Below are 15,054 nucleotides of genomic sequence, written 5' to 3' on the forward strand. Positions count from 1 at the left end.
GTTTTTGCGCGTATGATTAAAGAAATTGTTATCTTATTTATATTTTTGTAAAACTATTGTTAAGTTTATCTGAAGGTATTATGTTAAAATAAAGCTTAGCCTAAGTCACGAAAAAGTGAAAGAAAATCCCGTACAAAAAGGAGGACGGCAGATGCAGACTGAAATGGTGCACAACCTTTCTTATGTTAATGGAAATTTACAGGAGTTTATTTCATATTTAGACACTTATTATATCGCACAGAAGCAAGGAGCCATCATTGCGACGGTCAATCCTGAGATCGGATACGCTGCGGCGAAAGACAAAGGTTATCATCAAGTCATTTCTTCCGCGGATTTCGTCCTGCCGGATGGTATCGGCGTCGTGTTAATGTCACGTTTGATGCAGCACCCGCTGAAATCAAGAATTGCGGGATTCGATGTGTTTCTTGCGCTGCTCGGCCTCGCAAACCGGCAGTCTAAAAAAATATTTTTATACGGAGCTAAACAAGACGTGCTTGACGCCGTTTTGAACCGGATCAGCAAAGAGTATCCGAATATTGAGGTTGTCGGAGCCAGCAACGGTTATGAAGCGGATAAACGCTTCGTCGCCAAACAGATTTCCCGGGCGAAACCCGATCTCGTATTTGTCGCCTTAGGATATCCCCATCAGGAACAATTTATTTATGAATACAAACATCTTTTCCCTCAGGCTGTATCGATCGGTTTGGGCGGAAGCTTTGATGTGTTCAGCGGAACGGTGAAACGCGCCCCTGAATGGATGATCAAAACGAATCTGGAATGGCTGTACAGACTGGTGACGAATCCGTGGAGATGGAAAAGGATGCTGAACATTCCGAAGTATGCTTTTACCGTTTTGAGAAATAATAAATCAAATAAAAGCCTGTATTCCAAGCAGGCAGAAGATCAAACGAAACAGCTTTAAACAAATAAAACAGCAAAAGAGATTGGTAATCTATGAACTTGCGATCTTTATTCGCCGCTTTTTATTCTATATATCTGTCTGTTCTCGGCGTTTTGTTCAAGCCTGTAAAGCCCAAGAACCATCTGACCCTGCTGGTATCTTTTGAAGAGAATGCGCAGGCTCTCATCCGTTCTTACAAAGCGCACGCTGAATCGCTTTCTTATGAAATGACGGTTTTGTATACGAGACACGCCGTCAGTCTGAAAAAAGAGCTGGAAGGTGTCGGCTCTTTTTATCTGAACGAAAAACATCCGCTGCATCTTTTGAAGGCTGTTTTGATCCTTTTTAAAAGCAAAGTGGTGATAACGGATAACTATTTCCTCATGACAAGCGCCTTAAACCGCCGGCCGCAAACGACATGCATTCAGGTGTGGCATGCGAACGGCTCTTTGAAAAAGTTCGGCCTTGAGGATGTGACGAATCAAAACCGCCCGGCATCAGACATCAGCCGTTTTAAAAAGGTGTACCGCTCGTTTGACTTTGTTACCGTCGGTTCAGACGCGATGGCTGACGTTTTTAAAAAGTCGTTCGGCATACGGGACGGCCAGCTGTTAAAAACGGGTGTCCCCCTGACTGACGTCTATTATGAAGAACACAAGCCCGAACTGAAGCACAAATGGCCGAAAAAAATCATCCTGTACGCACCGACATTCAGGGATTATGATATGCAATCCTTTCGGCTGCCATTCACCGAAGAACAGCTCACAAACGCGTTAAACGGAGAGTATATGCTGCTTGTAAAGCTTCATCCTGCCGTTTTGCATCAGATTTCGGCTTCGTTTGAAAGCGAACTGATCAAGAACGTGTCTGACATGCGTCTTCATGATCTCTTGAAAGCGGCTGATATTTTAATTACGGATTACTCTTCCGTGCCTTTTGAATTCGCGCTCTTAAATAAACCGATTTTCTTTTTCACGTATGATCTGGAGGAATATGATCAAAAACGCGGTTTAATCGACAATTATACGTCCGTCATTCCCGGAAAGGCTTGTCATGACAGCGAAGCCCTTCTGGAGGAAATGACGAAAAAGCCATTTCGTGCAGAAGAAATGAAGCGGTTCTCGGACAAATGGAATATGTATTCAGATGGGAATTCGAGCAGCAAACTGCTCCAATTTGCAGAAGAACAAATAACATACAAAAACACCTGTTCACACAATTGAACAGGTGTTTTATATATTTATATTGCTCCATAGTGTTTAAAAATAATCGTACAAACAAAAAGACATCTGTCCAATTCAATACTGAAAAAAGCTCGGAAGTATGACTCCGAGCTTTTTAACACGTTTATTTATAGACAGGAATATCATAGTAAAGCTGATAGTTATCTAACAGGCTATAGAGACTGTACATTCTGTTTACCTGCTTATACGCCCAACCAATATCAGATGCATATTGGTGGCTTACAGAAGGCTCCCATCTCATTTTATACAAGGTATCTTGGTTGTATACGGCATTGTGTATATAACTCTGTCCGATAAATTTGGCCCCTCCAGTAATCGCTGCTTCAGGACTGAACCATCCTTGGTTATATGCATATTGGGCACCCTTGTTCACAGCGTCTCCGTCATATGCACCTATGCCATACATGTTATATACCTTTCTCCCATTATAGGTCACACCGTTTGCCAGCTCTGAGGTACCGTTTCCGGTCTCTAATAAAGCGTGAGAAATCAGGTAGAGCTCATTAATACTGTTAGATTCAGCTGCCTTAATAAAAGCTTCACCTTTTCCTTCAAGAATTCCTTTCCCTTTTAAAATCTTCGTATTGACTTCTGATGCTGTCAGTCCTGCATATTTCGATAACTTCAAAAACTGAAAATAACTTTTATCTGACACAGAAAAGTTTGCGGGGTTTACATAGTAGGAAACTTCTTCCTCGCTTGCTTTCCGCCAACCCATTTTAATTTTTGCCCAGTTATTCTCTACACTAATGATATTAACCTTATAACCTTTTGTCACTGTTCCTATAATATTATTGCTCTTTACCTCTGGAGTAGACCTGACATTAAGAAAATCTGCGGTTACGGTAGAATTTGCACTATTAATATAAGATAGAGATACGTAGGCACTTGAATCCGTCTGCGGGTTCGCTTTTAACTGCTTCGCGACCATTTCACTCATCGTAATATTATAATTTGTTTCCATTATTTGAGGACCGCTTTTCACCTCAACACTTGAAACTGCCCACCCATAAAGCTGCTTCACTTTGCTTGCAGCCTTATCAGCATTGCTTTTTCCTGTAAATTGTTCAGTAATCACTATACTGTATATTGGATTGTTTTTAGTAGTGTAGCTTGCTGATAAGTTCTTTGCCTTAAAGAAACTCAGTCCTTTGTTTAAAGCCGACGATGTGCTGATTTGATCTGTAACTAATTTATATTGCGTGTATGTGCTTTTGCCATTTTGTTTGGCATTGCCTTTCGCATTATTTGTTTTAAAAAAAGTTAACACACGATCTATATCTTTTTGATTTAATAAGTCACTAACAGTGACTTGATATTGCGTATAAGCGGATTTACCGGTTTTTTCACTTACTGCCGTTAATTTTTTTGTCTTGAAGAAAGATTTGACTTGATTAATCTTAGCTGTGTCCAGCAAGGCTTCTGTCTTAATTTTATAAGTTATTCCTTTTGGTTGTTTTATAGATTTGGCAGTTGCATTAATACCGATTTTCTTTAAAGAGTTTAAACCTTTTGTTACTTTTGTTTTGTCAGCAGTCTGTTGTGATAACAGTTGATATTGATTAGCAGCTGTTTTTCCTGAATTTGATTTTGATGATTTTAATTTTTTTCTGCTAAGAAAATTTACTGCTTTATCCGCCTGTGCGTTTGTTACAGCATTTGTTATCACTTGATAAGTTGTTTGGGTTGAAGTTTTCTTTACAGCTGTATAAGTCATATGCCATCTTTTCTTCTTAAAAAAAGCTTGAAGACTTTTTAGTTTTTCCGGGCTGACATCCTTCATTTTCACAACATAATTACTTGTAGCACCAACTTTTTGGTAGGACCCTTTAACTCCTGTGTTATTTATTATTTGGCTGATCGAATTTTTAACCATGCTCAGCCCGTTAAAATAACCCGTTTCTATATTATACGATGTGATAGTTTTTTTATTATTGATGGTTTTGTAACTGCTTTTGACGCCTGTGCTTTGTTCAAGCTGTTTGATAAGACTTTTCGCCTCATCTGCTTTATTGATCAAAGAATTCGTTGTAACAATGTAGTAAGACTGGCCTTTATCAGTCATGTTTAACGTGGCATTCAGCCCAGAATCTTTTTGAAAACTGCTTTTCACTTGGGATGCTGTTTTCTCTCCTTGAATTTTTCCGGATTGAATTTGAATGATCTCCGGTTCCTGTTCAAGTTTTTGATAATTAGCATTGACTCCAGTCTGCTTCTTTAACTCTTGATTAGCAGACTTTGCACCGGCCTCACTTGTCAGCTCAGATGTAACAATGCTTATATAAGGCTGCTTCACACCATTCGGTTTAACAGTACCGGTTAATCCTGTTTCCTTTTTCATTTTATCAAGCAAGTTATTAGCCTGCTGTTCACCTGAAATAGTTCCGGAAACTGCAGTATAATAGGGCTGCTTACTGCCCGTCGGACTTGATGTTCCTTTAATGCCTGTCTGCTTCGTAAAATCGCTTAGTACGCTTTTAGCATTCGTTTCGCTTGTCAGACCTGAAGCAGATATTTGATAGTTCTTAGACGTTCCGCTCTTTTGATAGTCTGCTTTCCATCCGGTATCTTTTTTCAATTTTGTAACTGCCTGAGAAGCCTCATTTTCAGAAGCAAACTTTTGTGTTGTTTCTAACTGATAAATGGAATTGTCAATATAAGCTGCCTTTACTGAGTCTGTTATCGTGAAAAATTCAAGAGTAACCGCTGACAATAACATTGCGGCAGCCAAACTTTTTTTCATTACTTCTCCTCCTTCTCTATATTTATCTATCACACTATTATTTTTATCGGAAAGTGCTTTAATTTTTAAAGTGAAATATATATATAAAAAAACTTAATCCCAGAGCTGGGATTAAGTTTGGTTTTATATATGAGAAACGATGAGCGTGCAATCTCCGTTTATCGTAAAGTCAGGCATCTGATCCGGCAGTATGAAATGCGCGCCTTTTTTAAGCTCGGCGGACTTGCCTCCACAGTTGATGGAGCCGCTTCCTTCTGTGACGCTGCACAGCATAAACGGAGCATCCTGGGTCATTTCCGCCGTCCCGCTGATATCCCATTTGTATACAGAAAAATATTCTCCCTGCACAAAGGTTTTGATGGTGACGCCTTTTCTCGTTTCAGTTGATTCATCTAAAAATCCGTCCACATGAGGAACGGTCGCGGCGTTGACGGCATCGCGGATATGCAGATCACGCGTCCCGCCGTTCTGATCTGTACGCCCGTAATCATATATCCGGTAGGCCGCCTCTGAATTCTGCTGTGTTTCAAGCACGAGCGCCCCCGCGCAAATGGCATGGATGGTTCCGCTCGGCACATAATAAAAATCGCCGGGTTTGATCTTCACGCGGCGCAGCAGGCCTTCCCAGTCACCGCTGTTAATCATGGTGACAAGTTCCGCTTTCGAACGGGCCGTGTGACCGTATATGATTTCCGCGTTTTCTTTACAGTCAATAATGTACCAGCACTCAGACTTCCCCATTTCACCCTGTCCATGCTCCTCGGCGTCATAATCGTCAGGATGGACTTTAACAGACTGATGGTGTTTGACGTCCAGTATTTTCGTCAGCAGCGGAAACCGGTCCCCTTCCGTTCCGCCGAATAATTCTCTATACTGATCCCACAGTTCCATCAAGGTTTTCCCTTGATACGGACCGCTTTTGACCGTGCTCATTCCGTGCGGATGGGCTGATATCGCCCAGCATTCGCCGGTTGTTTCTGAAGGTATGTCATATCCGAATCGTTCGCGTAATAACGTGCCGCCCCATAATTTTTCTTTACATACAGGCCGTAAAAAAATCGGCTCTTGCGTCATGTTCGTTCCCCTCCCCTTAAAAAGCGGCTCATATCCCATTCCCCCTGTGTCTTTTTTAAAACACGGAGGGAGCCGCGGTTAAAAACAATATGTATAAAATGGCTGACCTGCTCATTATACCATTCGGATGGGGCGGAATGCTCAGTCATTTCCTATTCCAGAATAAAATGCCTTGTTTGTCGCAAATTAAAATAACTGATGGAAAGGGGGGAACATTATGACGATACATGCGGAGCTCGGCAAAAACCTTGAAGCGCTGAAAAAACGGTTCGGCCAAAGCGATGACATGATGTTTTATTCATTTACGTACGGAAACGGCAAATGTGACGCCTGTCTTATATATATAGACGGACTGACCGACAATCAATTGCTTGCGGAATATATTATTTCGCCCGTGCAGGAGGCCGCCCGGCATCAAGAGGAACCGGCTGAAACAACGCCGTCATCCATCTCTTTCGGCTATCGTCACACCCGGCTTTCTTCACTTAAGGACGCGGAGGCAGACATTTTCTCCGGCAAATCGGTTTTGCTGGCGGAGGGATGGGAGGAAGCTCTTTCGTTTGAGACGGAAACATTTAAAATGCGTGATATTGAAGAACCGTCTTCAGAAGTGCTTGAACGGGGGCCGAGGATAGGTTTTGTCGAAAAGCTTCGGACGAACACGGCGCTTTTGCGCGAGCAGTCCGGTGATCCCAACCTCCAGATCAAAGAGATCACACTCGGCGAACGGACAAAAAAGCGGATCGCCGTTGCCTACATTCGGGATATCGCGCCTGATGATGTTGTAAAAGAAGTGATGAAAAGACTGGATTCGATCACCATTGATGACATTCCGGAATCAGGAGCAATCGAACAGCTTATTGAAGATAACACGTATTCCATTTTCCCGACCGTCTTGACGACCGAACGGCCAGACCGGGTTATGGGCGCTCTTTTGGAAGGAAGGGTTTCCATTCTTGTAGACGGAACGCCTTTTACCCTTTTGGTGCCGGCTACCATTGATGAATTTATCCACTCACCTGACGATTATAATCAGCGGTGGGTTCCGGTTACCTTTCTCAGGCTGCTTCGGTATACATGCATTTTAATCACGATTTATTTACCCGGCCTTTACATATCGCTCGTTACGTTTCACACGGGGCTTTTGCCGACGAGAATGGCGGTTACGATTGCCGGGAGCAGATTGAATGTCCCGTTCCCTCCTTTTGTTGAAGCGTTCATCATGATTTTTACGATTGAGATGATCAGAGAAGCCGGACTCAGGCTGCCGAAGACGATCGGCCTGATCGGGGGCGTGGTGATCGGGCAGGCCGCTGTTCAGGCGAATATTGTCAGCGCGATGATGGTCATTGTCGTATCCGTTACGGCATTGGCTTCTTTTACGGCGCCCTCCTATGCGTTCAATTTTCCGCTGAGGCTCATCCGTATTTTTTCGATGATTTTGTCGGCGATATTAGGTTTATACGGACTGATCATGTGTTATCTGCTTGTCGTCGGCCATCTGATGCGTCTGAAAAGCTTCGGTCAGGACTATCTTATTCCGATCATGGCGCAGCCTGGCCAAGACTTAAAAGATACGATCGTCAGACTGCCGACGCCTCTTTTGAAAAAACGGCCGACCAGAAAAGAGACGAAAGATAAAATCAAGCAAAGGTGATCCCCATGAAAAAACCGGAAGACAAGCTGTCGTTTATGCAGACACTTCTCATGGTAAGCGGAACAATGATCGGAGCGGGCGTGTTAACACTGCCTCGCTCCGCCGCAACAGCGGACAGTCCGAGCGGATGGATCATTATTCTTGTGCAGGGTGTCGTGTTTATCGGCATCGTCCTGCTCTTTATGCCGTTTTTGCAGAAAAACAGCGGGGAAACCATATATGAGCTGAATCAAAGCATCATGGGACGCGCCATCGGTTCTCTTCTGAATTTATTCATCAGCTGTTATTTTGTCGTCACCGTCTGTTTTCAAGCCCGTTTTCTAGGTGAAGTCATCAATTACTTTTTACTGAAAAATACGCCGATGGGTGTCGTCATATTCATCTTTCTGGCGGTCGGCATCTACCATGTGACCGGCGGGGTCTATCCCATTTCAAAGCTTTATGCCTATCTGTTCCCGGTTACGATCGTCATTCTGATTATGCTGCTTATATTCAGCCTGAGACTGTTTAAGCTGGATTTCGTCCGCCCGGTCATGGAAGGAGGCTACAAAAGCTTTTTTGAGATGTTTCCGCGGACCCTTTTGTATTTTTCAGGGCTTGAGGTGATTCTGTATCTGGTGCCGTTTATGAAAAATCCGAAGCAGGCGAAAAAGGCTGCTGTCTTCGGCATCGCCAGCGCAGGCTTATTTTACAGCGTTACGCTGCTTGTCGTCATCGGCTGTATGTCGGTCGCTGAAGCCAAAACGGTGACGTATCCGACCATTTCCCTGATTCACGCCTTAGAAATCCGGGGTATTTTCATTGAGCGGTTTGATATCTTTCTTTTAATCACGTGGACATGCCAGCAGTTTACCTGTATGCTCGGCTCTTTTAAAGGGGCGCATATCGGATTAAACACCATTTTCAGACTGAAAAATAAAAACAATGCCTGGCTGATGGGGAGCTTATTGGCAGTGACATTCGGCCTTTCGATGTACCCCGATGATATCAACAGCGTGTTTGCATTCGCGAATATTCTCGGGTATACGTTTTTTGCCGTCATTATGATTCCTTTTCTCATCTGGTTTGTCAGCTGGATGAAAAAAATAGCCGGGAGGAAACAGACGTCATGACACTTTTCATAAAATGGGCGGCGGCGCTTTTCATACTGATGACGCTTTCAGGATGCTGGGACGCGAAGGAAGTCGAAAAGCTATCTTTCGCCCGGGGACTGGCGATAGACGAGACGAGTGACCGCCGATATAAATTAACCTATCAAAACCTGCTGCCCCAAAGTGAAAACAGCCAGGCTTCCGGCCGGCCCGTGTTTGTCAATGTGACGACGCGGGGGGATACCATTCTTGAAGCCGTCAGTGAAGTCGCTTTAAAAGATCCGCCTGTTTACAGCGATCACTTAAAAGTGCTGATATTCAGCGACAAATTGCTGGCCGACCAAAATATACTGCAGATGATGAATCATTTTATCCGCGATGATGAATTAAGGCGGAGCAGCTATCTCTTCGCGGTAAGAGGAAAAGCGTCCGATATTCTGACGGAGCCGACGCCGAATCAGCAGCAGCCCATGCCCGCGGAAAAGCTGATCGACCTTACGAACAACGGAAACTACAACGGGAAGATTTTACAACCGCTCCGAATCGGGAGGGCTTCAATTTACTGCCATAATAAACGCAGTTTTCTCATTCAGGCCGTCAGCAATCAAAAAGGAAAAACGGTGTATGACGGAGCGGCCATTATCAAAAACGCAAAACAAAACAGATTGGCGGGCTTTCTGTCACCATACGAAATACAGAGCCTGAATTGGCTCATGGGGACGATACGGGGCGGCGTGCTGCCCGCTTTGGATAAAGGGGGGCACCCGATTACCTTCGAGATCAAAAAATCAACATCCGCCATCACTCCCAGGCTGAAAAACGGGAAGCTGTCATTTCATGTAGCGGTAAAAACAAAAGGACTTTTGTCAGAGGATCAATATGCCGGAGAAGATTCATTCGATCAGCACTATTTAAACGGGCTGGAAAAGATTTTCGAAAAAAAACTGAAAAGCGATGTGAAAGAAGTCATCGATAAGCTGCAGAATCAATATGAAACGGACCCTGTCTTCTTTTCTGACAGAGTCCGCATTCAATATCCCGACTATTGGAAGAAAGTAAAGCATCATTGGGATGAGACCTTCTCCGAAGCGGCTTTTGACTATGATGTTTCCATTCAGATTACCAACTTCGGAACGATGGGACGGTAGCCTTCAGCCTGTTTTTTCGACACGGAGGAGAATTTGATAAATCCGGCTTTGTTCGGGCAGCTGTGTCACCGGAAATTGCATCGATTGCGCCATTCGTGTGATTTCCTGTAAAAACAGCTGCACCCGCTCATCCACGTGAACATACGTATAGGACTGCTTTTTCACAGCAAATGTCTCTTCCGGAAAGAGCGTGCGCACCGTCTGCGGCGTAAAAAACCGCAAGTGGGTGCGGTCGAGAATGCCGGCGTCTCTGTATGTCCAGTCACCGAGCAGAAGCGGGAACAGCGCTTCGGCGTGGGAAATATTCGGAATGCTGCAAACGATTGATCCGGCAGGCGACAAATAGGATGAGTACGTTTCAATGACGCGCCACGGGTCTTTTAAGTGCTCAAGGATGTCGGCGAAAATGATGCAATCAAAAAAGCCTTCCGGATAAGGAAGCTTCACTTCTTCGACATCTTCCTGCAGCACCGCTTCATAGTGTCCTTTTGCCGCTTGCGCCGCCAGCGGGTGCAGTTCTATTCCGTACAGTTCGCAAGGCTGTCTGTTTTGTAGTTCCAGCCCCGTAGCCCCCGCGCCGCAGCCGACATCAAGTATCCGTTTCGCCTCCCGGGGAACGAGCTCCGCAATTTCCGGTCTCGGATGAGTAAAGTACGTAAAATCAGTGCCCCATTTTTCCGTAAAACGCTGGCGGTTCTCCGAATATAACTGATTGATATTGATATCCTGATTAGCCGTAAACGTCGCATGTCCGTGGTGATGCACAAAGGCATCGAGGGCGATGTGCAGGCTGTAGCCTTTTTGCAGGGCGCGTAAACATAGGTCATCATCTTCAAAAGAACCGTATCCGAATTGCTCATCGAACGGGCCGATGTCTTCAATGACGCTTCTTTTCACCAGAAGACAGAAGCCGACAAGGCGCAGCACCCGCTTTGTATGATGCTTTTCCCGTGCGCAATACGCCTCCGCGAATGACTCCAGCTCATCAAGCGATTGATATGCGTCATGGATCATTTGCGCGCCGCTGACATAGTTGCTGACGGGCCCGACCATACCGGCTTTTTCAGAATGATACAGCACCCTCAGCATGGAGGTGAGCCAATTTTTCGTGACCATCGTATCGTTGTTCAGAAACAGCAGATTTTCTCCCCCTGCCGCTTCGATACCCTGGTTGCACCCCTTGGCGAACCCGAGGTTTTTTTCATTTAGGATGACTTTGACGTCAGGCAGATTTGATATGTATTCTCTCGTTCCGTCTGAGGAACCGTTGTCAACTATAATCAGTTCAATCTTATCTTTGTCGGTGTATCGTTCAATGCTGGCCAGACATTTTTTCGTCAGCTCAAGTTCATTATATGTAAGGATAATAATACTCGTTTTCACCGGCATCCCCGCCTTTATCGTGACTTTATACAACGTATGACATATCCCCGTCATTTATGTGACCGGGCGCCCGCTCGGCATCCGTTTTGAGGGGCCGGTGAATAACCGCCCCCCTAAAACTGAATATTACGGATGAACTGTCCGCCGATCTGATTCTGATCCCGAGCCTCCGTTACGGCTTTTCAGATCCTGCTCAATTTCTTCAAGGCTTTTCCCCTTCGTCTCGGTCACTTTAAACCGGACGAACAGGAATGCCAGTATCCCGATCGCGGCATAAATGAGAAATAAATAGCTGATGCCGACTGCTTCCATTAACATCGGATAGGTTAATGAGACAATCAATGTTCCGGCATGCAGCATCAAAGTGGAGACACCCGTCCCGATACCCCGGACATGCAGCGGGAATAATTCAGGAAGCATGACCCACACGGCAGGCCCCCAGCTGACCGCAAACACAATGATAAACAGGCCTAAACAAATCACCGTTGTCCATGATGCGGCTGCTGAATGTTCAAAGAAGAGATTGACCGCGGCCAATACGAGCAGACTGATGACCATGCCCGCATTTCCGGCCAGCAGCAGCGGCTTCCGGCCGATCTTATCAATGACTTTAATAGCCGCAAGCGTCATGATGACATTGACGGCGCCGATTCCGACCGTTCCCAATATAGACGCGGAATTGCCGAACCCGACACTGGTAAATGTTTTCGGGGCGTAATAAATAATTGTATTTGTCCCGATGAATTGCTGCAAAAAGGCAAGTCCGAGGCCGGCAATCAGCGCGGGTCTCACCCACGGCTCAAACAATTCTTTCAAGCCGCCTTCGTTTTCCTTTTCCGCTTCTTTCATCTGATCAATCTCATCATCAATATTCTTCGTTCCCCGCAATGATGAAAGGATTTCTCTTGCTTTCTCTTCTTTGCCGATCGTAAACAGCCACCGCGGGCTTTCCGGCATAAATAAGATTCCGATCAGCAGAATGACTGACGGCACAACCGCAAGTCCAAGCATCCAGCGCCAAGCGCCTGCATCGGCAAATATATAGTTCACGATATAAGAAACGAGGATTCCGACCGTAATCATCAGCTGATTCAGCGAAGAAAGCGCCCCCCGTTTATGTTTCCGATAAATAGAGCGGAACGATCGTTGTAGATGTTCCGACAGCCAGTCCGAGAATGATCCGGAAAAGAACCATCACCTCTGTATTCGGGGCAAAAGCGACTCCTAAACCGCCTATACAAAACAGCAGCGCCGCTCCCATGATGGCCTTCCGCCTGCCGAACCGGTCGGTCAGTTTGCCGGCGAATCCCGACCCGAGAATCGCCCCCGCCAATAACGAACTGACGACGAGGCCTTCTGTAAAGGCGTTCAGTCCCAGTTCTTTTTTCATAAATAAAATAGCTCCGGAAATGACTCCGGTATCATATCCGTATAACGCGCCGCCGAGTGCGCCGAAAAAATAGAGCCATTTATTCGAGTGTATGCTTTTCATGTTATGTAGACTCCCTTCATCCAACGCTGTATCCGCGCGGAATTGTTCTACTGCTTCTTTTGCCTGTTTCCGTCCGTTTCAAACCTTCCGCACCGTTAATATCCATTATTTTACTAATTATTTTTTACAAAGCGACGAAACATTTCCCGCTTCCTGCCGTCCAATATAATGTGAACCTGATGCAAAAATAACAGTAGATGTTGTCGAAATAGAGAGAAAGATTTGGAATTTTCTCATTTGAAGAGTTGCTCCAAGTCAACAATTATGGTACGCTTCACAAAGAATAGAAACGAGAGGTAATGATATGGAAGAACGATCTCAACGCAGAAAAAAGAAAAGACGCCTCAGAAAATGGGTGAAATTTGTACTGGTATTCGCCGCTTTCTTATTGTTGATCGCCGGTTCCGTGAGCACCTACGCATTTGTGAAATTGAATAATGCGACCAAAGAAGCGCACGTCAGCCTTGACCGCGGCGACCAGTCCGTAAAACGGATCAAAGAATTTGACCCGAAGAAGGATTCTTTCACCGTATTGCTTTTAGGAATAGACGCCCGTGACAGTAAGGGTGAATCAGTAGATGACGCAAGAAGTGACGCCAACGTGCTCGTCACCTTCAACCGGAAAAAGAAAACAGCGACGATGCTCAGCATTCCGCGGGATTCCTATGTCAACATCCCGGGACACGGCTATGACAAATTCGCGCACGCACATGCTTACGGCGGTTATAATTTAACTTATAAAACAGTAGAAAACATGCTTGATATTCCGGTAGATTATGTGGTTGAGAGCAACTTCGACGCGTTCCGCGATGTCGTCAATGAGTTGAACGGCGTTACGGTAAATGTGAAAAGCCAGAAAATTGCCGATCGTATTAAGGTCGATACAAAAGGAAAAGTCGTGCTGAAGCCGGGCGTCCAGACGCTTGACGGTGAGCAGGCACTGGCTTATGTAAGAACACGCAAAGCCGACACCGATCTGATGCGCGGACAAAGACAGATGGAAGTGCTGAGCGCCATTATTAAAAAATCTAAATCGTTAAGCTCGATCCCATCTTATGACGATATCGTCGACAGCTTAGGGAAAAACTTAAAAATGAACTTATCTCTTAATGACGCCATCGGTCTGTTCCCGTTTATCACATCGCTGAAATCGGTGGATTCTTTGCAGCTGACAGGTTCAGACAGCTATATTTACACTCCTCAGTACGGCAAAAATATTTATTACTTCAAGCTGAATGAGGAAAACCTTCAAGAAGTGAAAACGAAATTAAAAAATGATTTAAACGCGTAAGATGTCACGGCGGGGTTAGCAAATCCCGCCGTTTTTCTGTTGAAAAAAAGGACATGAAGGTATAGCCTTTTAACTGACGGCTTTCTGCTGATTTCGCACAAAGCTGAACATACTACATGAAGCAGCTTTATTTTTAAGGAGGGCATCCATACATATGAAATTGATAGCCATTGACTTAGACGGCACATTACTGAACTCGGACAGTGTGATTTCTCCGGAAAACAGAGCGGCTTTACAAAGAGCGGATGAAGCGGGCATTCTCGTGGCCATCTGCACGGGCAGAGCCACATTTGATGTAAAAGCGCTCTTAAAGGATTTGGATATTCCGATCATTGCGGCAAACGGCGGGACAGTCCATGACAAAGGATACCGCCTCGTCAGCCGGCTCTTAATGGATCAGCAGGCCGGGAAGGATATCGCCGCTTATTTAACGGACAACGACATTTACTTTGAGGTCTATACAGATGATCATCTGCTGTCCCCGTTTGACGGCGAGTCCAAACTGCAGGCAGAACTGGACATTCTGAAAAGCGCCAATCCCAAGGAAGATATTCGGACATTATGGGAGGGCGCAAAGACGCAGTTCAAACAATTCGGCATTAAACCCGTGCAGGATATACAGGCGATTTTTAACGGAGACGAACATGTTTACAAGCTTCTTTGTTTCTCTTTTGATATGGAAAAACTGAGAAACGCCAAAGAAGAAATTACACATCATCCGAAATTATCCCAGACATCTTCCGGGAAACACATTATCGAAATCCTCCCTGCCGGTTCCGGAAAGGGACGTGCTCTGACGGAGCTTGCCTCACTGTACGGAATTGAAAAACAGGATATTTACGCCATCGGCGACAGCCCGAATGATTTCTCCATGTTTGAAGCGGCGGGAAACCGCATCGCAATGGGCAATGCGATTGATGAACTGAAGGAAAAAAGCACGTATATTACAAAAAGCAACGATGAAAACGGCGTCGCATATTTCATCAACCGGCTTCTCGACAACGAGCAATAAAAGGCAAAAGCCAGGTCT

The 15,054-nt window shown here is 45.0% G+C and carries 10 protein-coding genes and 1 pseudogene; 7 read left to right on the forward strand and 4 right to left on the reverse strand.

All coding sequences use genetic code 11. The annotated features are described in order from the left end of the window. Positions 1 to 151: 151 nt before the first annotated feature. Entirely contained in the window at positions 152 to 922 is a 771-nt protein-coding gene (locus NYE50_RS19205) for a WecB/TagA/CpsF family glycosyltransferase (protein WP_224988311.1), read from the forward strand. Between the two features lie 32 nt (positions 923 to 954). Beyond that, positions 955 to 2,124 carry a CDP-glycerol glycerophosphotransferase family protein gene (locus tag NYE50_RS19210; RefSeq protein WP_159354662.1) on the forward strand — a complete coding sequence of 390 codons (1,170 nt, stop codon included), beginning with the start codon at positions 955 to 957 and terminating at the stop codon, positions 2,122 to 2,124. Positions 2,125 to 2,248: 124 nt separating this feature from the next. Here the strand turns inward: NYE50_RS19210 and NYE50_RS19215 are convergent, their stop codons facing one another. Next, positions 2,249 to 4,888, reverse strand: coding sequence for an N-acetylglucosaminidase (locus tag NYE50_RS19215; protein WP_224988313.1), 2,640 nt, complete (start codon positions 4,886 to 4,888; stop codon positions 2,249 to 2,251). Positions 4,889 to 5,011: 123 nt separating this feature from the next. Next, positions 5,012 to 5,962 (reverse strand): mannose-6-phosphate isomerase, class I, encoded by a 951-nt coding sequence (manA, locus tag NYE50_RS19220; RefSeq protein ID WP_159354663.1) that lies wholly within the window; start codon positions 5,960 to 5,962, stop codon positions 5,012 to 5,014. 217 nt (positions 5,963 to 6,179) lie between these two features. Here manA and NYE50_RS19225 point away from each other — a divergent pair, with 217 nt between their 5' ends. Genes NYE50_RS19225 through NYE50_RS19235 form a run of 3 tightly spaced genes read left to right on the forward strand, consistent with a single transcriptional unit; the run spans position 6,180 to position 9,858 of the window. Next, entirely contained in the window at positions 6,180 to 7,619 is a 1,440-nt protein-coding gene (locus tag NYE50_RS19225; protein ID WP_224988315.1) for a spore germination protein, read from the forward strand. 5 nt (positions 7,620 to 7,624) lie between these two features. Further along, a complete protein-coding gene (locus tag NYE50_RS19230) occupies positions 7,625 to 8,731 on the forward strand; it encodes a GerAB/ArcD/ProY family transporter (protein ID WP_014419033.1) in 1,107 nt (368 codons plus the stop codon). Then, positions 8,728 to 9,858 carry a Ger(x)C family spore germination protein gene (locus NYE50_RS19235; RefSeq protein WP_014419034.1) on the forward strand — a complete coding sequence of 377 codons (1,131 nt, stop codon included), beginning with the start codon at positions 8,728 to 8,730 and terminating at the stop codon, positions 9,856 to 9,858. The genes NYE50_RS19230 and NYE50_RS19235 overlap by 4 nt, the downstream gene beginning before the upstream one ends. Before the next feature lie 3 nt (positions 9,859 to 9,861). Here the strand turns inward: NYE50_RS19235 and NYE50_RS19240 are convergent, their stop codons facing one another. Continuing rightward, a complete protein-coding gene (locus NYE50_RS19240; RefSeq protein ID WP_022553879.1) occupies positions 9,862 to 11,274 on the reverse strand; it encodes a bifunctional glycosyltransferase family 2 protein/class I SAM-dependent methyltransferase in 1,413 nt (470 codons plus the stop codon). A gap of 93 nt (positions 11,275 to 11,367) precedes the next feature. Continuing rightward, a pseudogene (locus tag NYE50_RS19245) lies at positions 11,368 to 12,733 on the reverse strand (sugar porter family MFS transporter). 304 nt (positions 12,734 to 13,037) lie between these two features. Here NYE50_RS19245 and NYE50_RS19250 point away from each other — a divergent pair. After that, positions 13,038 to 14,024, forward strand: a complete 987-nt coding sequence (locus NYE50_RS19250) for an LCP family protein (RefSeq protein ID WP_159354665.1) — start codon at positions 13,038 to 13,040, stop codon at positions 14,022 to 14,024. A 154-nt stretch (positions 14,025 to 14,178) separates the two neighbouring features. Beyond that, complete coding sequence (locus tag NYE50_RS19255) at positions 14,179 to 15,036, forward strand: Cof-type HAD-IIB family hydrolase (protein WP_021494856.1); 858 nt, start codon at positions 14,179 to 14,181, stop codon at positions 15,034 to 15,036. Positions 15,037 to 15,054 lie beyond the last annotated feature (18 nt).

Origin of the sequence: Bacillus sp. EU55 (assembly GCF_038005925.1) — a bacterium.
GTDB classification, from domain to species: Bacteria; Bacillota; Bacilli; order Bacillales; family Bacillaceae; genus Bacillus; species Bacillus velezensis.